Raw genomic sequence first — 20302 nt, 5'->3', positions numbered from 1 at the left:
GAAGGGACCTGATCCGGCCGCTGTCGCGCGATCCCGGGGCTCGGCCGGTCAGCCGGGCTCCGGGGGGACGTGCAGGGCGAGTACGGTCACATCGTCCACTTGCTCGTAGCCGGCAAGCATCCGATCGACCAGGAAGTCGACGAGTCTCTCCGGATCTCCTACCACTTCAGGTGGGGCATCGGCCGCGACGGCGACCAGTTCCTCCAGGCCCGCGTCCACCCCACGCCTACGGTTCTCCACAAGTCCATCGGAATAGAACACCACAGTGTTGCCGGTCTGGATGGAAAATCTTGTCTGCTGCCGCTGGGACGGCCAGCCGAGCGGGGTGCCCGGCTCCAGCCCGCTGACCCGCGCGGGCTCGTCGGCCGAGATCAGCAGGGGCGGCGGATGGCCGGCGTTGCTGAAGTCGCCCTCCCCGGTCTCGGGGTCGATCACCGCGTAGGCGACCGTGGTGAACTGCTCCTCGTCCTCGGTGGCGGAGAAGAGCCGGTCGAGCCCGGCCAGCACGGCGGCGGGCCGGGGGTCGTTGAGGGCCAGCGCCCGAAGGGCGTTGCGGACGCGTCCCATTCCGGCCGCGGCCAGCACGCCCTTGCCCATGACGTCGCCGACCGCCACGGCGAGCCGGTCGTCGGGCAGCCGGAACACGTCGTACCAGTCCCCGCCGACCTGCACGTGCCGGGTGGCGGGGTTGTAGCGGGCGGCCAGCACCATGCCGGGCAGCTGCGGGAGGTCGCTGGGCAGCAGGCTGCGCTGGAGCTCCTCGGCGGTGCGGTGCTCGCGCTCGAACAGCAGGGCCCGCTCGACGGCCAGCGCGCACTGGCCGGCCAGGGCCTCCAGGAAGACCCGCTCCTCCTCGGTGATCTCCCGGGGCCGGGTGAAGGAGAACCGCAGGGCGCCGATCGGGGCGCCCGCCGCCAGCAGCGGCAGGCCGACCCAGGCGCGCTCCTCGGTGTGCTGGTGGAACAGCCCGGCCTCGTCCCGGCCGAGCTGGAGCCGCAGGCTGTTGGGATGCTCGGCCAGGAACGGCCGGCTCTCCCTGACCGCCACCGACATCACGGTCTGGTCGCTGACCTTGATGTCCTCCCGGGACGCCGCGCCCGGACGGGACTCGCCGGAGCCCTCGGCGCCCGGCTGGGACGGGGTGACGATGCTCAGCCTCAGCTTGTCGTCGTCCAGCAGCGCCACCGCCGAGTAGTCGGCGCCGATCGCCGACCGGCCCACCTCGGTGATCACCTGGACCACCTGGCTGACCGTCAGCGCCTCGGCCAGCATCGAGGTGGCCTGCTGAAGCCTGGCGGTGCGCAGCGCGGCGGCCGAGAGCTGCTCGGTCAGCCGGCCGCGCATCTCCTCGGCCTCGCGCTGGCCGGTGACGTCGGTGTTGGCGCCGACCCACTCGATCACGGTGTCGCCGCGCCAGATCGGCACGGCGCGCACGTCGAAATGCCGGTACGCGCCGGTCTTGGTGCGGATCCGGTAGTTGGTCTCGAACACCCGGTTGTCGTTGACGCACTCGCGCCAGGTCGCCTCGATCCTGGGCCTGTCCTCGGGGTGCACGACCGACAGCCAGCCGCCGACCGCGTAGTCGTCGGGGGTCTGCCCGGTGATCGACCGCCATTCCGGCGCGTCGTCGATCACGCCGCCGTCCGGCGAGGCCACCCAGACGACCTGGGAGCTGGCCTCCACCAGCGACCGGTAGCGCTGCTCCTTGCGCCGGATGACCTCCTCGGCGCGGCGGCGCTCGGTCACGTCCACGGCGGTCAGCACCACGCCCGCGGGCGCCTCGTCCTCGCCCTCCACGGGCAGCCAGGTGCAGGCCAGCACGCGCGAGCCCGCGGCGACGGAGGGCGCGGGCGGGCCCGGCACCGGGACGGGCGGCTCCACCACGGGCACCGGCGGCGTCTCCTGCCGGAGCCGCGGGACGACGAGGTCGGCCTCGGGGATGGCCCGGCCGTCGCCGAGCACGGTGCGCAGCGCGGTCTCCACCGCCTCCGCCAGGTCGCCGGGCAGCACCTCGGAGGGCGTGCGGCGCACCAGGTCGGCGCCGGGCACGCCCAGCAGCTCGGGCAGGGCCTCGCTGGCCCGCACGATGCGCAGCCCGGTGTCGAAGAACGCCAGGCCGGAGGGGCCCTGCTTCATCAGGGTGGCGTACAGCGCGGCATCGGACGCTTCCATCGGCTGGCCCTCCACCCCGGTGATCCGGGGATGCGGAACGGACGTGTCGGTGCTCATGGGTCACACCTCCGCCCCAGGGGGTCCCGTACCGCGTGGCAAGTCGTCATCACTATGAGTGAATGGGAGCAGGCTAGCGCTCCCACCTCCATCACAACACCGGTCGGAGTCTGACTGAGCCATTTTCGCCCCGGCGCGTTCGATCCCTTCGGCCTCCTGACGCGCACCGGGCGGAAACGACCCCCTCATCATCCCGATGGTTCGCCGCGGACGGAAGCCCCGCGGGCATCCGAACCCGATCATGACGGTGGCCCGGCCCCGGGCCGCCGCCGAGGCGGGCGTTCCGGGCTCCGGGGTGGCGTCCGCGCGCACGGCGAGTACGTGATGTTACGACGCCCGGCGGCGACACGCCCGGGAAGCGGGCAGGCCCGGCGAGTTCCGTACGGTGCCCGACCGAGGCGATCGCCCGAGCCGAACACCTACGCCTTGGCCTTGGCCTTCATTTCCTGCTTGAAGGCGCGCACCTTGGCGAGCGAATCGGGACCTGTGATGTCGGCCACCGACCGGTGCGACCCCTCCTCCCCGTACACCCCCGCCGCCTCGCGCCAGCCTTCGGGACGCACCCCGTACCGCTTGCCCAGCAGCGCCACGAAGATCTGGGCCTTCTGCTTCCCGTAGCCGGGCAGGGCATTGAGCCTTTTGAACAATTCTTTACCGTCTGTGACGTCCCGCCAGATCGCCCCGGCGTCCCCGTCGTAGTGCTCGACGACGTACCGGCAGAGCGCCTGGATCCGCTTGGCCATCGAGCCGGGATAACGATGCACCGCCGGCTTCCGCGACAGCAACGCCGCGAACGCCTCGGGATCCTGCGCCGCGATCTCCCCGGCGTCCAGGTCCCCGCCCCCGAGCCGCTCGGCGATCGTGTAAGGCCCCGAAAAAGCCCACTCCATCGGCACCTGCTGGTCGAGCAGCATGCCGATGAGGGCGGCCAGGGGGCTGCGGGCCAGCAGTTCGTTCGCCTCGGGGCGTTGCGCTAGGTGGAGCGTGATGGGCATGGGGACAGCTTAGATCTCACCGAATCCTTACGGGGTGGCCGAAGGGCATGGTGGGGGCGCCGTGGGGGTGTTCGAATGGGAATGTGAGCAATGAGGATGCGCGGCGGGCACGGGGCACTCCGGTGGGGCGTCGGGTCGTGCTCGGCATGCTCGGCCTCGGTGCCGCGGGTGTCGCGGTGGGGACATCCCTACAGCGCGGAGTCAACAGCGCTCTGGCGCCCGTGGGGCAGCTCGGGGACGTCCTGCCAGGGGCCGGGGACGGGTTCCGCTACTACTCGGTGGTCGGCGGCGTGCCGCGCCGTACGGCGGCCGATTACAAGCTGACCGTGGGCGGGCTGGTGCGGAAGCCGCAGACGTTCACCATGGCCGATCTCGCCGCGCTGCCGCAGACGCGTCTCACGCGCGATTTCCAGTGCGTGACGGGGTGGCGGGTGCCCGAGGTCATGTGGGCCGGGGTCGCGCTGCCCGATCTGCTGGACGTGGTGGGCGTGTCGGGGGCGGCGCGGGCCGTCCGGTTCACCTCGTTCGACGGGGTCTACACCGAGTCGCTGACGCTGGAGCAGGCGCGGCGGCGGGACGTGGTGGTGGCCAGCGAGATGCTCGGCGGGCCCGTCACCCATGACCATGGCGGTCCGGTGCGGCTGTTCGTGGCCCCCATGTACGGCTACAAGTCGCTGAAGTGGCTGGGCGGGATCGAGCTGACCGACAAGGTCATCACCGGGTATTGGGAGCGGCGCGGCTACGACGTGGACGCCTGGGTGGGCCGGTCGAACGGGCGGGACGATGCCCCTACGTGATCGCCGCACCGAGGGGATGCTGGACCGGTTCTCGCGGGCGGAGCGTTGGATCCACCATGTGACGGCGCTGCTGATGCTGGTGTGCCTGGTGACGGCCGCGCTGCTGTACGTGCCCGCGCTGTCGGCCGCCGTGGGGCGCCGCGACCTGATCAAGCCGCTGCACGTCTACGCGGGGTTCGCGCTGCCCGTACCGGTGCTGCTGGGGTTGCTGTCACGGGCGTTCCGGGCCGATCTGAGCCGGTTCAACCGGTTCGATCCCGCCGACTGGGAGTGGCTGCAGCGCCGTGACCGCCGGGACGTGACCTATCCGAAGGACGGCCCGCCCCGTGGGGTCGTCCCGATCGGCAAGTTCAACCCGGGCCAGAAGCTGAACGCGGCGTTCACCATGGGCGCCATCCTGGTCATGCTGGGCACCGGCGCGATCCTGACCTTTCCCGACCCGTGGCCGGACCGCTGGCGCACCGGCGCGACGTTCATGCACGACTGGCTGTTCCTGATCATCCTCGTGGTGACGCTCGGGCACCTGTGGTACGCGGCCAGGGATCCCGGCGCGCTCGGCGGCATGCTGACCGGGCGGGTGGACCGCGCCTGGGCGGCGCGGCACCATCCAGGCTGGCTCGACGAGCATGAACGTGGGGGTGGAATCGCGTCCGGAAACACACCGGAAACGCCTTCGAAACGGCACCCGGAAAACCCGGACAATCCCCTGAAGACCAGGCCCAACGGGTCTTGAACCGGCGCGGTGGATGTGCTGAGACTAGGACCCGAGGCGAGGTTGGGCGGCACGTCCTGCGCCGGGCTTCCGGCATGGTCCTGGGCGGTGCGCGTGACCGCCGGGCCGCGTCCGACCGGCGGTCACCCCGTACCGCCGGCCCCTCGGGCTCGGAGGCGCGCTGATGCCTGTCATGGCCGATCACCGGAGCGAGACCCGTCTGCTGCTGTCCGGACGGCTCGCGTTGGAGTTCTCGTCCTTCAGCCGCGACACCGTGGAACGCTGTGTCGCGGACGTTCAGGCGTGCATGACCCATCTGGGGCTTGAGGCGACCCCCGCGCTGGTGGAGCGGATGGCCCGGGAGCATCTGGTCGGGATGGTGAAGTCCGAGCCTCCCTCCGGGCGCCCGAGGGCGAACGGCGGGGATCCCGACCGCGCCCCGTGAGCGGCCCGTGCCGTCTTGAGAGCCCTCGGCCGGAAATGTCCGTATCTAGTACGGTCGTCCGGGGGGCAACGGTTCCGAGTCGTCCCATTTCGGCCGAGGACCTGTGTTCCTGGGCGAGCCCGGCCCCCGGATCTGAGAAGCTAGAGGCGTGAGTCCTCGCAGCCGCCGCCGTCCCTCCGGGGATGCGCCGCGGAACGGGCCGCCGCCGTCGGACGAGGTCTTCGCGATCTTCGATGGCATGCTCCGGCACGCCCGCGAACTGCTGGCGGTGCGCAGCCCCCTGGACGCCGAGCTGATCGTCAGCGAGATCCTGGGCTCCTGGTGGGGCGGCCGGGTGCCGGGCGGCGACGTCGAGGAGGTCATCGGGGAGTCCCTGGTCGACTACGCGGGCGACGTGGGCACCCCGGCCGCGCTCGCCCTGCTGACCGGCATGGCCTACCTGGGCACGCCCCGGCAGGCCGCCAAGGCCGAGCGGGCCGCCCTGGCGCTGATGGAACGCGGCGTGGCGCGCCCCGGCTGGGCCGACCGGGTCGGGATGGTCGTGCCCGAGTCCTGCCACGTCTCCCGCGACGTCTACGGCGACCAGGATTCGATCATCTGCACCTACACCTACGGCGGCCGCGACCGGCACGCCCTGGTGATCCTGGTCGACCGCAACAGGTCCGGCACCGTCCACAGCGCCGCGCTGCACGCCTCCGGCGGCCCGCCGCCCCCGCACTCCCTGGAGTCCCTGACCGCCACGCAGGGGCATCTCAGCCCGCCGGCGCCCGGCATGGTCCGGGACGCCTGGGTGTCGTCCCAGGTCGACAAGCTGCTCGACCACTGCCGGCGCGAGGGCAGGACCAACCCGCTGATGCGGTTCGAGGAACTGGACCCCCGCGACACCCGGGCGCTGCTACTACGCGCGCTGGAGCACACCGACGAGACCCCCGACCCGCCCGTCAACGAGAGCTTCGCGTCCTACCACGCGTTCGTCCGGGCCAGGGTGAGCGCGCTGCCGCCGGACGGCCGCGCGCCCCAGCCGTCGGTGTGGGGACGCGACCGGCGGGCCACGCTCGCCGCCAGGTTCCTGGCGTCCGACGAGGCCGGCGGGCTGTCCGACCTGTCGGCCGCCAGCCGCTGCGTCGACCGCATCATCGACTACGGCTGCGCGCACGACTTCGGCCGCCCGTTGCGGGTCAGCCCGATCAAGTGCGAGATGTTCCTGCTGGACTGGCTGCCCCGCAAGGTGCTGCTGTCGCCGACCGAGCAGGAGGCCGTTCCGCACGTGCTGGCCGCCTGGGTCCGCTGGGCGGGCAAGCGCACCGGACTGCCGGAGGAGGGCGTGCGCGCCACTCTGGACGCCGTCTGGGACGCCACCGCCAAGTTCGCCGAGTCCTACCGCGACCCGTCGGCGTTCGGGCTCGACCGCGAGCTCGTGGTGCGGCTGCTGCCGGACGGCGAGCTGGAGGCGCTGCCCCGGCGCGCGTTCGCCCTGCCCTACCTGACCGGCCGCTACAGCCTGGCGGGACGGCACCCGCGGTCGGGACGGCACGGCTCGATCGACCTGTCCAGCCTCGACCCGGCCGACCCCGCCGACCGGCGGATCATGCTGGAGTTCGAGCATCCCGGCGCGCCCGAGGAGCATCTGGAGGCGCACGAACGCCTCGCCGAGCGGCTGTGGAACGGCGACCCGCCCCAGCTCTGGGAGACCGCGCAGGCGCTCCTGGACGTCGGGTACGAGCGCCACGAGATCCTGCACCGGCTCATCGACGTCCTGGACCGCTGGGCCGACGACGAGGCCGGGCTGCGCCGCGCCCTGCGTGTCCTTCGTCACGCCGAGCCGCCGGAGTGACCCCACGGCGCCGCGCCCACCGGCGGACCTCGGTGAACTCCCGGTTTGCCAGCGGCGACCCAGGCGACAATCATCGGGGTCTCGGGTACCGGGCGCGCGGGGGTCGCGGCCCGACCCCGGGTGATAGGGAGTGATGTCGGTGGAGTGGTCCGAGTTCGCGCGGCGTCTGGGACGCGAGCTGGCCGGTCTCGAACGGGACACCATCCTCATCGTGCGCGAGCGCGAGGAGAGCCGTCACTACGTCCAGGCCATGCGCGAGCCCGACCGGCTGTACGCCGAGGCGGTCAGCAACAACTTTCTCGAAGGCCCGCTGCTGCTCACCCTCGCCGACGAGGAGGTGATGAGCGACGCGGGCTGGCGCCCGCCGGCCGACCCGGCGCCCCGCAACTGGTGGACCGAGCTGCCCGCGTACGCGACGGTCGCCGACCACGGCAGGCTCGCCGACGTCATGGTGACCGCGCTGCGCGACGTGCAGGGGGTGCGGCGGCCCTCCGACCTGGTGTACGAGTCGTTCCACCGCCACGGCACCGGCCTGATCGAGCTGCTGGACTTCGGGATCGAGGCGGCCGACCCGTCCCGGATCACCAAGCGGCGCCACACCACCGTGGAAACCGCCACGCCCGCCGTGCCCGCGCTGGCCGCGCCGGTGCCGCCGGGATACGGCGAGCCGGCCGTCCCGGAGGAGCCCGACTCGCTGGAGCCGCGGCTGGCCGACGCCAAGGAACGCGGGGACCACACCACCTACTTCGACCTGCTGCTGACGGCCGACCTCGTGCTGCCCGCGACCGGCCCCGCCGTGGAGGACCCCGAGGCCACCGAGTTCCCCACCACCGTGATCGGCGGGGGCACGTACGTGATGGTGTTCACCTCGCCGCAGGCGCTGGTCCGCTCGGGCCACCGTCCGGGCCTGTACCGCCGCACCTCGTTCGCGCAACTGGCGCTCGGCTGGCCCGACCCGTCCTGGCAACTGGCGATCAACCCGGGCCTGCCCAGCGAGGTCCACCTGGACACGACCGCCATCACCCGCTTGGACGCCAACCAGCGTTCCCTCAACGCTCCCCCACCCGCCGCCGTCCCGCCGCCCGTCCCCGCCCCGGCCGCCGAGCCGCCCGCGCCCGCGATCCCGGTGCGGTCCCCGGACGTCCCGGCCGTCGCGTCCTCGGTCCCGATGCATCTCCCGCACGGCACGCGCCTGTGGCGCTGGGACGGCGACGGCGACGAGGCCGAGACCGCGGTGTTCGACGGCATGACCGGCTCATGGACGCCGGTACGCGCCGACGCCGTCCAAGCACCTCGTACGGACTGACCGGCGTCCGGGCACGACGGACGCGGGAGTGGGACCCGATTGGACTGGAACGACTTCGCCGAACGGCTGGCGGTCGAGCTGATGTGGCTGCCGGAACGGTCGTTCTTGATCGTCCAGCGCACCGGCGGGCTGCCGTACGTGCAGGCGCTGCGGTCCCGCGATACGCTGGAGGCCGAGGCGGTGGGCAGCGCGTACCTCCCCGAGCCCTTGACCCCGCAGCAGGAGCGCCGGCTGGCCGCGAACGACTGGGAACGGCCAAGGGACAGGGACAACTGGTGGCAGCGGGTCCCCGTGACCGGGCGATCCGTCCGCGACCGGGCCGAACGATGCACGGCACTGGCCCTGTGCATGGTCGCGGCGTTACGGGACGCCTATGACGTCCCCTCCCCGCTCGACCTGGTGTACCAGGCAAGGAACGGCGAGACGGGCGAGGCACTGGAGCTGACGGGCCTGGGGATCCCGCGTTCCGCCGAAGAGACGGAGGAGCCCGAGGAGCCCACCGGCCCCCTCACCGGCACCGCCCTGGAGGACGCGCTCGCCGCCGCCCGCCAGCACGGCGACCAGGACACCTACCTGGGCCTGCTCTCACGCGCCGTCCTCTACCTGCCGGCCCCGGCGGACCCGACCTACGACAACGGGAACCAGTACGCCACCACCCGGCTCGGCGACGAGACGTTCGTCCTGGCCTTCACCTCCCCCGAGGCCATGGACCGGTCACTGCGCGGCCAGGCCGTACACCACCGCGAGACGTACCTGCCGGAACTGGCCCGTAACTGGCCCCACCCCGAATGGCGGCTCGCCGTCAACCCCGGCCTGCCCAGCGCCGGGTACGCGGAGGCCGACTCCCTCCCCCGCTGCGAGAAGCCGATCCAGCCCCCCGCCCTGCGGGACGCGGTCATGCAGAAGGTGCTCCCCCATGAGCACGTCGTGCACTACCTGGAGGGCGGCTACGACCTCGTGTGCGGTCACGTTCACCTCCTGCGGGACGTACGCGACCTCGACACCCCCGCCAAGCTGGTCAACCAGCTCGGGCTCCTTTACGAGGGGACGCCGTTCCAGGCGACCGACGAGGCGATCCACGTGATCCGGTGGCCGGCGCACAAGCCGACGCTGTTCCGCCGCCGCGTCACCGAAAGCCCCCCGTCCCCCGGCATCCACGAGTTCACCATCAGCAGCCAGCGCCTCCCGCACGGCGCGGAGATGTACCGGCTCGACCACACCGGCCACGAGACCCTGGTCGCCGCCTACGACGCCGACCTCCGCCGCTGGCTCCCCGTACCCACCAAGGACGGACGATGAGCATCCGGCACGGCTTCTACGCGACCTGGCACGGCACCGAGTACGAAGCGAGCCCCGACGGCTCCCAGGTGCGGCTCTACTCCCTCTCCCAATCCGACGGCTTCACACCCGTGACCCCGGACCGCCACGTCAAGGTCGTCCACGCCGACGATGTCGACCTCACCTACGTGAACACGTACTGCACCTGGCGCGGCGAGAAGTTCGTCGTCCTGGGCGAACACAAGGGCTGGCTACGCGTGGAACACGCAGACGGCCAAGCCCCGGTCGCCGAACGCCTAGGACTGGAAACATTCGACCGAGGCGTCTACCAAACCTGGGCCAAAGAAACCGAAGTAGAAGACCTCCACGAAGAAACCGCCTAAAACACCACCAAGAAGGCGAAGCCCCCAACAGGGCCAAGGGGCAAAGCCCCAAGACGGTGCAGGCGGCGCAACCCCCACACAAGATCAGCGGCCACCGCCGCAAGCCCCCAGCCAGCGGCGGGGACCGCCGACCCCGCACCCGGAGGGCGTACTGGGTCGCCAGTACAAGACCCCCACGAGGAAACGACCTAGAACGCCCCCAAAGGGGCATAGCCCCGAAGGGGGTGTCGGGGGCGAAGCCCCTGACCGGGGTCGTAGGGGCGGAGCCCCTACCCGGGGTCAGCGGTCACCGCCGCGAGCCGTCAAGGCGAGCGGCGGGGATCGCTGGCCCCGCATCGGGGGGTGTGGGGGGTCGCCCCCCACAATGAGTCGGGGGCAAGGGGCAAAGCCCCACGGGGGTGCAGGGGGCGGAGCCCCTGCCGGGGGTGTCGGGGGCGGAGCCCCTGACCGGGGTCAGTGGCCACCGCCGCGAGCCGTCAAGGCGAGCGGCGGTGGTCGCTGGCCCCGCATCGGGGGGTGTGGGGGGTCGCCCCCCACAATGAGTCGCCGCCGCGAGCCGTCAAGGCGAGCGGCGGTGGTCGCTGGCCCCGCACCGGGGGGCGTGGGGGGTCGCCCCCCCACCATGACAAGACGAAAATGGTTCTATGGATATCAACGCCGATCTCGGTGAGGGGTTCGGGCGGTGGGTGCTTGGGGACGATGCGGCGCTGCTTGATGTGGTCACCAGCGCCAATGTGGCGTGTGGGTTCCATGCCGGCGATCCGCTGATCATGCGGCGGGTGTGCGCGGGCGCGGTGGAGCGTGGGGTGACGATCGGGGCGCAGGTGTCGTACCGGGATCTGGCGGGTTTCGGTCGCCGGGAGATGGAGGTGGCGGCGGAGGAGCTGACGGCGGAGGTCCTGTACCAGCTCGCGGCGCTGGACGGTATCGCCCGTGCCGAAGGGGGACGGGTGGCGTACGTGAAGCCGCATGGGGCGCTTTACAACCGCATCGTGCGCGATCCGGAGCAGGCCCGTGCCGTCGTGGACGCGGTGCGGGCGTACGATCCTGGGCTGCCGTTGCTGACGTTGCCTGGGTCCGCGGTGTTCGGGGTGGCGGACGGGTTGACGGTCGTGGCCGAGTGTTTCGCGGATCGCGCGTACACGCCGGAGGGCAGGCTGGTGTCGCGGCGCGAGCCGGGGGCGGTGATCCACGATCGGGAGGCCGTTGTGGGGCGCGCCGTGCGGATGGCGACGCGGGGTTCGGTGGTGGCCGTGGACGGGAGCGAGGTCGCTTTGGACGCCCGTTCGATCTGCGTGCACGGTGACACGCCGGGGGCGGTGGAGCTGGCCCGTGCCGTGCGTGCGGCGCTGGCCGAGGCGGGGGTGACGGTGGAGCCCTTCGCATGACGGGGTTGACGGTCCGCAGGGCGGGGGACGCGGCGCTGCTGGTGGAGACGGGCGATCTGGCGCTGTCGCACCGGTTGAACGCGGCGATCCGGGACGCGGCGATGCCGGGTGTCGTGGATGTCGTGCCGGGTGAGCGCACGGTCCTGGTCGTGGCGGATGCGGAGGCGTGCGATCTGGATCGGCTGGCGGCGCGGTTGCCGACGCTGCCGCTGCCGGAGCAGGTGGCGGGGCGGGGGGCGCCGGTCGAGGTCCCGACCGTGTACGACGGCGCGGACCTGGATGAGGTCGCGGGGCTCACCGGCCTGCCGGTGGACGAGGTCGTCGCGCGGCACGCCGGGTCGGAGTTCACGGTGGCCTACCTGGGCTTCTCCCCTGGTTTCGGCTACTTGACGGGCTTGGATCCCGGTCTTCACGTTCCGCGCAGGGATTCGCCGCGCACGGCCGTCCCCGGAGGCTCGGTCGCGATCGCGGGGCCGTACGCGGCGGTCTATCCGTCGCGGTCTCCGGGTGGCTGGCGGCTGCTGGGGCGGACGGATCTGGTGTTGTGGGACGTGAAGCGTGATCCGCCGTCGCTGCTCCAGCCGGGGACGCGGGTCCGTTTCGTCCCCGTGTCCGGGACGGGCCGGCGGTGATCGAGGTGGTGCGGCCGGGCCCGCTCGCGACCGTCCAGGACCTGGGTCGCCCGGGTCACGCGCACCTGGGCGTGCCGCGCTCGGGGGCGGCGGACGAGCGGGCGCTCCGCCTGGCGAACCGCCTGGTCGGCAATCCCGAGGGGACGGCGGCGATCGAGTTCACGCTGGGCGGCGGCGCGGTGCGTTTCCGGGGCGGCGCGTGGGTCGCGCTCACCGGGGCGCCGGTGCCCGTACGCGTCGGCGGGCGCTCATGCGGGATGAACGCGCCCTGCTACGTGGATCCGGGAGACACCGTCGAGCTGGGCCTGCCCCGCGAAGGGCTCCGCAGCTACCTGGCCGTACGCGGGGGGCTGGCCGTGGAGCCGATCCTGGGGAGCCGTTCCACGGACCTGCTGTCGGGTCTCGGCCCGGCACCGTTGTCGCCCGGCGACCGCCTCCCCATCGGCCCCACGACGGGGCTCGACGAAATCCAGGTGGACGTGGCCCCCTCCCCGGCCCTGCCGGAGGTCCCCGAGCTGCGTCTGCTCCCGGGGCCACGCGACGACTGGTTCACGCCGGAGTCGCTTGCCACGCTGACCTCCGAGCCCTACGAGGTCACCTCGGAGAGCAACCGGGTCGGCGTCCGGCTGAACGGCCCCACCCTCACCCGTGCCCGCCATGGGGAGCTGAGCAGCGAGGGCATGGTCACCGGCGCGCTCCAGGTCCCTCCCAATGGCCTGCCGATCCTTTTCCTCACCGACCATCCGACGACGGGCGGCTACCCGGTCATCGCCGTGATCGCCACCCGCGACATCCCGGCGGCGGCGCAGCTCCGTCCAGGCCAGCGCATCCGGTTCCGCATGTAGCGCCCGGAAGGCGGGTCAGGTGAGGGGTTCGGGGGCGCTGTGGGGAAGGTGGGCTATGTCGTTGTAGCCGCGGATGGACCACAGCCCGTTCAGGACGACCAGGCGGGAGATGGAGCAGTTGTCGGGGGCCAGGAACGCGAACGGGCGGGATCCGGTGGCCGTCGCCACGGCTTGGGCTATGACGCCGCCGTGGGTGACGACGGCGACCCGCTGATCGGGGTGGGCGGCGGCGATGCGGTCGATGGCGTCCTTGACGCGGGTCTCGAACGATCGCATGGGCTCGGCGCCGGGGATGACGTCCCAGCGTTCCTCGGTGAAGAGGCGGCGTGCCACCGGGTCGTCCGCCGCGACGCGGACGCGGAACACGCCGCCTTCCCATTCGCCCAGGTGGACTTCGCGCAGATCCGGCTCGACGACGGGGTCCAGGCCGAGGCGGGACGCCAGCGGCGCGGCGGTCTGGACGGTACGGCGGAGGGTGGTGACGTAGATGGCGTCGACGCGTTCCCTGCCGAGCCGGTCGGCGAGGAGATCGGCCTGTTCGCGTCCCTCGCGCGCCAGCGCCGGGTCGCCCTGGCCGTCGACCAAGGGGAACGGGCGGTCCGGATCGGCGGCCTCGGACGCACCGTGCCGGATCAGCAGAAGCTCGGCGGCGCCGGGGGGCGGGGTGTAGGGCCGCTGGTGGTAGGCGGTCGACTCCTCATCAGCCACGCCCCGCACCCTAAACGATCAGAGGGCGCGGCAGGTGTGCGATCGCCCCGATAAGGGCCGGTTTCAGCCGAGGCGGTGCGTGAGCTCGGAGTACGCGGCGTGCACGTCGTCCACCGTGAGGACGGTCAGGTCGGCGGCGGTCGCGGCGGACCCCAGCTCGGCGGCGCGCAACGCCCGCGACGCGCACGCCTTCTCGTAGATGGACCGGGCGAAGCGGCCGTTGCCCAGCTCGTCGATGCGTCCCAGGCCGCAGACCCGCTGGAACAGCAACGCGAGGTCGTCCAGCGCCGCCTCCTCCCAGCGGTCCCCGCTCTCCTCGGCGATGAGCTGGGCGATCCGCAGCAGCTCGTCGGGACCGTAGGACGGGAAGTCGACCCGGACGTCGAACCGGGACGCCAGGCCGGGGTTGGAGGACAGGAAGCGGTCCATGTCGGCCTCGTAGCCCGCCAGCACGATGACCAGCCGGTCACGGTCGTCCTCGGCCCGTTTCAGCAGCGTCTGCACCGCCTCGGAGCCGAACGCGTCGCCGCCGCCGTAGCCCGGGTTGACCAGCGAGTACGCCTCGTCCACGAACAGCACCCCGCCCAGCGCCGAGTCGACCACCTTGTTGGTCTTGAGCGCGGTGGCGCCGAGATGCTCGCCGACCAGGTCGGCGCGCTGGCACTCCACCACGGACGGACGGGCGAGCAGGCCGAGCGCGGCGAAGATCCGGCCGAGGACCCGGGCCACGGTGGTCTTGCCGGTGCCGGGCGGCCCGGTGAACACGAAGTGCCGGGTGGGCGGTCGGGTGACCAGGCCCTGGTCCTGCCGCATCCGGGCCACCTGGAGCTGCGCGGCGATCTCCCGGACCTGCCGTTTCACCGGGGCGAGACCGATCATCGCGTCCAGGGAGCCCAGCGCCTCGTCCAGCGTGGGCGTCTCGGCGTAGCCGCGGTAGCGCTCGGTGACCTCGGCGTAGGCGGTGTCGATGTCCTCGGCGCGCACGGTGACCAGGTCCTCGGCGGTGGGGGTGCGGCCTCCGGCGGCGGGCGCGTTCCCGACCACCCGCACGTCGCGGGCGCGGGCGGCGGCCTCGGTCAGCGTCCGGACGAACCGGCCGTTGCCCAGCTCGTCGACGATTCCGCGGCGCTCCACCTCCTCGAACCTGGCGACCAGCCGCCGCCGCGCCTCCTCGTCCAGCCGGTCGTCGCGCAGGCCCGTGTGGTACTCGGCGATGCTCAGCAGCTCGCGGGGACGGTAGGACGGGAAGTGCACCCGGGTGCCGAACCGGGAGGCCAGGCCCGGATTGGAGTCCAGGAACTCGGTCATCTGCGCCTCGTATCCGGCCAGGATGATCACCAGCCGGTCGCGGTCGTCCTCGGCCCGTTTCAGCAGTGTCTGCACCGCCTCGTTGCCGAACCGGTCCGGCTGGCCCTCGGCCGAGTTGACCAGCGCGTACGCCTCGTCCACGAACAGCACCCCGCCCAGCGCCGAGTCGATCAGCCGGTTGGTCTTGATCGCGGTGGCGCCGAGGAACTCGCCGACCAGGTCGGCCCGGTGCGCCTCCACCACCTCGGGGGTCGGCAGCAGCCCGAACGCGTAAAAGATCTTGGCGAGCACGCGGGCCACGGTGGTCTTGCCGGTGCCGGACGGACCCACGAACACGAAGTGCCGCATCGGCTTCTCGGTCGGCACCCCGGCCGCGGCCCGCAGATGCGCCGCCTCGATCGAGGCGGCGATCGATCTGACCTGCCGTTTCACCGGGGCCAGGCCGATCATCGCGTCCAGTTCGGCCAGCGCCTCGGCGACGGAGATCCGGGGCTGCCCGCCGTCGTCGCCCCCGTCCGCCGTGGTGGACGTGGCGGGCTCGGTGTCCCGGGAGGCGACACGCCGCTCGTACGCGGCCCGGGTCGCCGCGGGGACGCCGTCCGTGCCGGTGGACGCGCCTCCGTTGGACGCCGGGTCCGGGTCGACGTTGGGGTTCGGGGGGCGGCGCGGCCGGGCCGGGGTCGGCCTCCGGCCGGTCTCCTCAGAGCCTTCCCCCTTGCCCTCTCCCTTGGAGCTGGACTGCTCCTGGACCCACCCGGTCTCGTACGCCTCGGCCGGTACGGTACGCCTGGCCTGGTCCCATCGGTAGCCGAGCACGGCCAGCGCCGCCACCCATGCCGGTACCACGTGCAGGCCCGGGAAGGGGCTCGTCATGGCCGCCGTCACCACGCCCGCCGCGCCCAAGGCGAGTAACGCGGTCCGCCACGGCGCGTACCCGCGCAGCCGCAGCGCCACGAACGCCACCGGCAGGGCCAGCAACGCGAGCAGCGGGGTCGCGTCCAGGAAGGGGCGACCGGGCTGTTCCGGATACAGGTCCCCCAGCGGAACCGACACCACCAGCCAGCAGAACAGGAGCGACACCACCGCCATGCCCGCCGGCGACCGCATGACCAGATGGACCACCACGATCCCGATCACGGTGAACGCGCCCGCGCCGACCGCGGCCGGAGAGAGCCCCTTCAGCAGCACGGTGCCCGCGACCACCAGCGCGACCAGCAGGGCGCCCGCCAGGAACCGCAGCCCCGGCTGGATCTGGAAGTAGCGCCAGCGGACGCGCTCGAAAAGATCCCGCGCCGCGGTCCCCACCGCAGGGCGAGTCCGGAATCTCCTGAACGCAGCCATACAAGGCGAGTAAAGCGCAGTGACCGTCGGAACGGGACTCCCCGGCAAGGGTTCGTTGATTTGTGGCAAGGCGTTCAGGGCGCGCCCGGGACGGCCCTACCATCGAGCGGTACCGCATCCCTGCCCCGTGGAGAACCGAGTTGACCGACGCCGGCACCACCACCCCCGACCCGTCCCATCTGGACGGACTCGCCGCTCTGGACGGTTTGGAGGGCATCGCTGGTTCGGACGTCCAAGACGGGAACGTTCCGGGGGCGGGGCGGCAGGCCGCCGGATACGCGATCGAAGAGGAGCTGTGCTCGGCGCTCCGCCCGCGGCGGCGCGGTCGCGCCGTACCGCTGATCGCGGGAGTGGACGAGGTCGGGCGCGGCGCCTGGGCGGGTCCCGTGGTCGTCTGCGCCGCCGTCACCGACCTGAGCCCTCCGCCCGAGCTGCCCGGACGCGGTGGCCGCACGATCGGCCTCACCGACTCCAAGCTGCTCACCGCCGCGCACAGGGAGCGTTTCGCCGAGGTGCTGCCGGGCTGGCTGGCCGGGCACGGGATCGGTGCCGCGTCCCCCGAGGAGATCGACGAGCTGGGCATGACGGAGGCGCTGCGCCGCGCCGCCGTCCGGGCCCTGGAGGCGCTGCCGGTGCGGCCCGACCTGGTGATCCTGGACGGCGCGCACGACTATCTCGGCGGCCGGTGGCCGGTCCGCTGCGAGGTCAGGGCCGACCAGCGCTCGGTCACGGTGGCCGCCGCCTCCGTCCTGGCCAAGGTCCACCGGGACAGGCTCATGGCGGCGCTGGAGGGCGAGTACCCCGGGTACGGGTTCGCCGACGCGGCCGGGTACCCGTCCCCGGTCCACCAGAAGGCGCTGGAGGAGCGGGGGCCGACGCCGCACCACCGGCTGTCCTGGTCCTATCTGGACGATCTGCCGCGCTGGCGGCATCTGAAGAAGCACCGCGACCCGTCGGCCGGTGAGGGCCAGCTCAGCCTGCTCTGAGCCGTGCCCGCCGGTCCGTCGAGGCTTGAGTCATCCCGGCCTTCATGGGTAGGTGCCCCAAGAGGGAGGTGCCTGCATGCAAGCCGTCGTGAAGAAGCTGATGCGTGAGGCGGGTCACACCTTCGCCGAGGAGGCCGGGATCCCGCTGAAGGACCAGCCCGCCGCCCTCTTCAAGCTCCTGGTGATGGCCAACCTGATGAGCACCCGCATCACGGCCGGTATCGCCCTGGCCGCGACCAGGGAGCTGCTCAAGGCCGGAGGCGGCACGCCGCGCGGCATGAGCAGGCTGACCTGGCAGGAACGGGTGGACGCGCTCGGCCGCGGCCACTACGTCCGGTACGACGAGAGCACCGCGACCCGGCTCGGCGAGATGGCCGAGCTCGTCCAGGACAAGTACGACGGCGACCTGCGCAGGCTCCCGATCGAGGCGGAACGCGACAAGGACCGGGCCGCCGACCTGCTCAAGGAGTTCAAGGGCATCGGCCCGACCGGAGTCGACATCTTCTGCCGCGAGGCGCAGACCGTGTGGCCCTGGCTCCGCCCCTACTTCGACCCCCAGGCGCAGAAGGGGGCCGACAGGCTGGGCCTGCCCACCGACCCCGAGCGGCTCGCCGACCAGGTCCCCGACAAGGACCTGGGCCGTTTCGCCGCCGCCCTGGTGCGCGCGGCCCGCGACAAGAGGCTGGCCGAGGCCGTCATCTCGTGACCGTGAGCCGCCGGGGCGTCAGTCCTTGCCCCTGGCGGCCATCCATTCCAGGTTCCAGCCGTACGCCTGGTCGACCGACATCTTGCCCCAGCGCGGGCGGCCGGGCGGCGGCAGGATGTACCGGCCCTCGCGGCGCACCACCAGCTCGCCGTTGATGTTCTCGATCAGGGCCAGGACGACGTCGCGCGAGGCGTCCACGCAGTCGCCGGTGCGCATCTCGATCGGCGGGGCGCCGACCGGGTACAGGGTGGCGACCGACTCCAGGCCGCGGAAGTCGTCGGCGCCGTCGTAGATCTCGGCGAACACCAGGATCCGCTTGAAGTCGTTGGTGTGGTCCAGGTTGATCGTCAGGTTCTCGCCGGTGGCCACCGCGCCGGACCGGTCGTCGCGGTCCAGCTGGATGTACGGGGGGCGGTTCAGGGCGCCGAAGTCGCCGAGGGCGTGGACGATGCCCTTGCGCCCGTCCCGCAGCTCCCACAGGCAGCACAGGTCGAGGTCGAGGTCGACGCCGCGGCGCAGCTTGCCCATCAGCCCCTTGGCGGCGCCCTCCCTGGCGGTCCAGTTGAGGTTGACCCGCATGTTGCCGCCCCGGGCGCCGTGCTTGGTGAGCGACACCGAGGGCGAGCTCTTGGTCAGCGAGACCGTGCCGCCGCCGCCCTGCTGCTGGGCGGGAGGGGCGGGCGGCGGGACGGGCGCTGAGGGCGGCGGCGGGTACTGGCCAGGGGGCGGCGGGTACTGGCCGGGAGGCGGCGGGTACTGGCCGGGAGGCGGCGGGTACTGCCCGGGAGGCGGCGGCGGCACGGGCGCCGGGCCGGGTGGCGCGTACTGCGGCTCGGGAACGGGCGGCGCGGGCGGCGCGGGCGGCGGAGGTGCCGGAGCCGAAGCGGGCGGGGGCGGGGGAGGAGCGGGCGCCGGGGACGGATCGTCGACGGTGATGCCGAAGTCGGTGGCCAGCCCGGCGAGGCCCGAGTCGTAGCCCTGGCCGACCGCGCGGAACTTCCACGCGCCCTGCCGCCGGTACAGCTCGCCCAGGACGAACGCGGTCTCGGTGGTCGCGCCGGGGTTGTCGAACCTCGCCACCTCGGAGCCGGACGCGGCGTCCAGCAGCCGCACGTAGAGGCCCTGGAAGCCGCCGAAGGTCCCGCCGTCCGCGGAGGCCGCGATCACGATCCGGTCGATATCGGGCTCGACGCCGTTCAGGTCGACCGCCAGCACGTCCCGTACGGTCGGCCCCTGCTGCTTGCCCTCGTGGCGGACGGCGCCCGAGCGGTGCGACGGCTGGTTGTAGAACACGAAGTCGTCGTCCGACCGGACCCTCCCCGCCTGGGTGAGCAGCAGCGCGGAGGCGTCCGCGTCTGGCACGCCGGGTCCGCTCTGCCAGCCCAGCTCGACCTTGACGGACGTCGCCTGGACCGGTGTGTTGGCGCCCTTCTGCATGGACATGAACGCTCCTCCTCATCGTGCGGCACTCCCAACCTATGGCCCGAACGGACAGGTCACCACCTGGACGACTCGCGCGATCCGCGCGGCGAGCGTCATACTCGACGGTCAGGCCCCGGTCCCCTCGCCGGGGCGTGGAAGGAGCCGAGCGCATGCGCTCTCGACCGCTGTACGACGTCGTGGCCCTGCTCGCCCGCCTCGGCGTCGGCGCCGTCTTCGTGGCGCACGGATGGCAGAAGATCGAGGTGGGCGTCACCGCGACCGGCCGCTGGTTCGAGGAGCTGGGCGTGCCCTTCCCCACCGGCGCGGCCGTGTACGCGACGTTCGTCGAACTGCTGGGCGGCACGCTGCTGATCGCCGGTGTCGGGCTGCCGGTCGTCGGCGCGCTGCTGTTCGTGGACATGCTGGGCGCGCTGGTGTTCGTGCACGCGGGCAACGGCCTGTTCGTGGTGAACGAGACCGGGACGGCCGCGCTCAACGGCTACGAACTGGTCGTGGTGCTCGGCGTGGCGAGCCTGCTCCTCGCCGTCGGCGACGGTGGGCGCCTGTCCGTACAGCACTTCCTGCTCGACGGCGGCGGGTCCGGCCGTCCACGCGGGCTGCGGCGCTCGCGCCGTACGCGGGACGAGGAGGAGGACGACGGCCAGAGCTTCGTCGACGCGCTGCGCGCGGCGGAGGAGGAGGCACCGGCCCCCGCCCTGGAGAAGCCGAAGAGGTCCTCGTCCAAGAGCGGCGGAAAGAGCGGCGCCGGCGGCTCGGCTCCGACGCTGCCCGAGGCGGCCGCGCGTCCCTCGTCATCGTCGTCCTCGCCGGGACAACAGGACGCCCGGCTGGCCAGCGACATCGTGTCGGGTACGCGGGGGACGGAGGACGACACCCTGGTCGCCGGGCGGCGCAAGTCGTCGCGCCGGCGCCGTTCCGACACCCAGCCGATGAAGCGGAACACCGGCGGCGACGCCTCGTCCTGAG

General features: G+C 72.6%; 18 protein-coding genes. 13 read left to right on the top strand and 5 right to left on the bottom strand.

What is annotated here, in order from left to right:
- Positions 1–48: 48 nt before the first annotated feature.
- Together QSK21_RS16210 and QSK21_RS16205 are read right to left on the bottom strand one after the other, a co-directional pair.
- A complete protein-coding gene (locus QSK21_RS16210; protein ID WP_285696669.1) occupies positions 49–2229 on the bottom strand; it encodes a SpoIIE family protein phosphatase in 2181 nt (726 codons plus the stop codon).
- 419 nt (positions 2230–2648) lie between these two features.
- Positions 2649–3224 carry an HhH-GPD-type base excision DNA repair protein gene (locus QSK21_RS16205; protein ID WP_285696668.1) on the bottom strand — a complete coding sequence of 192 codons (576 nt, stop codon included), beginning with the start codon at positions 3222–3224 and terminating at the stop codon, positions 2649–2651.
- 83 nt (positions 3225–3307) lie between these two features.
- On the opposite strand from QSK21_RS16205, the gene QSK21_RS16200 reads away from it, so the two are divergent.
- The 10 genes from QSK21_RS16200 (at position 3308) to QSK21_RS16155 (ending at position 12844) form a co-directional block, all read left to right on the top strand.
- A complete protein-coding gene (locus QSK21_RS16200; protein WP_285696666.1) occupies positions 3308–4021 on the top strand; it encodes a molybdopterin-dependent oxidoreductase in 714 nt (237 codons plus the stop codon).
- On the top strand, positions 4008–4754 hold the full coding sequence (locus QSK21_RS16195; protein WP_285696665.1) for a cytochrome b/b6 domain-containing protein: 747 nt from the start codon (positions 4008–4010) through the stop codon (positions 4752–4754). Before QSK21_RS16200 ends, QSK21_RS16195 begins: the two co-directional genes overlap by 14 nt.
- A gap of 172 nt (positions 4755–4926) precedes the next feature.
- Positions 4927–5178, top strand: coding sequence for a hypothetical protein (locus QSK21_RS16190; protein WP_502871568.1), 252 nt, complete (start codon positions 4927–4929; stop codon positions 5176–5178).
- Between the two features lie 238 nt (positions 5179–5416).
- Positions 5417–7012, top strand: coding sequence for a hypothetical protein (locus tag QSK21_RS16185; RefSeq protein ID WP_285696807.1), 1596 nt, complete (start codon positions 5417–5419; stop codon positions 7010–7012).
- Between the two features lie 139 nt (positions 7013–7151).
- A complete protein-coding gene (locus tag QSK21_RS16180; RefSeq protein ID WP_285696663.1) occupies positions 7152–8318 on the top strand; it encodes an SseB family protein in 1167 nt (388 codons plus the stop codon).
- Between the two features lie 39 nt (positions 8319–8357).
- Positions 8358–9617, top strand: a complete 1260-nt coding sequence (locus tag QSK21_RS16175) for an SseB family protein (protein ID WP_285696661.1) — start codon at positions 8358–8360, stop codon at positions 9615–9617.
- A complete protein-coding gene (locus QSK21_RS16170) occupies positions 9614–9979 on the top strand; it encodes a UCP033725 family protein (protein WP_285696660.1) in 366 nt (121 codons plus the stop codon). Before QSK21_RS16175 ends, QSK21_RS16170 begins: the two co-directional genes overlap by 4 nt.
- A gap of 644 nt (positions 9980–10623) precedes the next feature.
- Positions 10624–11367 carry a LamB/YcsF family protein gene (locus QSK21_RS16165; protein WP_285696659.1) on the top strand — a complete coding sequence of 248 codons (744 nt, stop codon included), beginning with the start codon at positions 10624–10626 and terminating at the stop codon, positions 11365–11367.
- Positions 11364–11999, top strand: coding sequence for a 5-oxoprolinase subunit B family protein (locus QSK21_RS16160; protein ID WP_285696658.1), 636 nt, complete (start codon positions 11364–11366; stop codon positions 11997–11999). Before QSK21_RS16165 ends, QSK21_RS16160 begins: the two co-directional genes overlap by 4 nt.
- Complete coding sequence (locus QSK21_RS16155; RefSeq protein WP_285696657.1) at positions 11996–12844, top strand: 5-oxoprolinase subunit C family protein; 849 nt, start codon at positions 11996–11998, stop codon at positions 12842–12844. The genes QSK21_RS16160 and QSK21_RS16155 overlap by 4 nt, the downstream gene beginning before the upstream one ends.
- Before the next feature lie 15 nt (positions 12845–12859).
- On the opposite strand, the gene QSK21_RS16150 is transcribed toward QSK21_RS16155, so the two are convergent.
- A complete protein-coding gene (locus tag QSK21_RS16150) occupies positions 12860–13552 on the bottom strand; it encodes a histidine phosphatase family protein (RefSeq protein ID WP_285696656.1) in 693 nt (230 codons plus the stop codon).
- A 63-nt stretch (positions 13553–13615) separates the two neighbouring features.
- Positions 13616–16201 carry an AAA family ATPase gene (locus QSK21_RS16145; RefSeq protein WP_285696655.1) on the bottom strand — a complete coding sequence of 862 codons (2586 nt, stop codon included), beginning with the start codon at positions 16199–16201 and terminating at the stop codon, positions 13616–13618.
- A gap of 215 nt (positions 16202–16416) precedes the next feature.
- Here QSK21_RS16145 and rnhB point away from each other — a divergent pair, with 215 nt between their 5' ends.
- Together rnhB and QSK21_RS16135 are read left to right on the top strand one after the other, a co-directional pair.
- Positions 16417–17187, top strand: a complete 771-nt coding sequence (gene rnhB, locus QSK21_RS16140) for a ribonuclease HII (RefSeq protein WP_502871569.1) — start codon at positions 16417–16419, stop codon at positions 17185–17187.
- A gap of 76 nt (positions 17188–17263) precedes the next feature.
- Positions 17264–17893 (top strand): HhH-GDP family DNA glycosylase, encoded by a 630-nt coding sequence (locus QSK21_RS16135; protein ID WP_285696654.1) that lies wholly within the window; start codon positions 17264–17266, stop codon positions 17891–17893.
- Positions 17894–17911: 18 nt separating this feature from the next.
- Here the strand turns inward: QSK21_RS16135 and QSK21_RS16130 are convergent, their stop codons facing one another.
- The gene (locus QSK21_RS16130) at positions 17912–19336 is read right to left on the bottom strand and encodes a TerD family protein (protein WP_285696653.1); all 1425 of its coding nucleotides are present in this window, start codon (positions 19334–19336) and stop codon (positions 17912–17914) included.
- A 149-nt stretch (positions 19337–19485) separates the two neighbouring features.
- On the opposite strand from QSK21_RS16130, the gene QSK21_RS16125 reads away from it, so the two are divergent.
- The gene (locus QSK21_RS16125; protein ID WP_285696652.1) at positions 19486–20301 is read left to right on the top strand and encodes a DoxX family protein; all 816 of its coding nucleotides are present in this window, start codon (positions 19486–19488) and stop codon (positions 20299–20301) included.
- Position 20302 lies beyond the last annotated feature (1 nt).

The organism is Actinomadura sp. NBRC 104412 (assembly GCF_030269515.1).
In the GTDB taxonomy this organism is placed as follows: Bacteria; Actinomycetota; Actinomycetes; order Streptosporangiales; family Streptosporangiaceae; genus Spirillospora.
The sequence above is the reverse complement of the archived record's forward strand: the minus strand, read 5'-3'. Positions and strand labels throughout refer to the sequence as shown.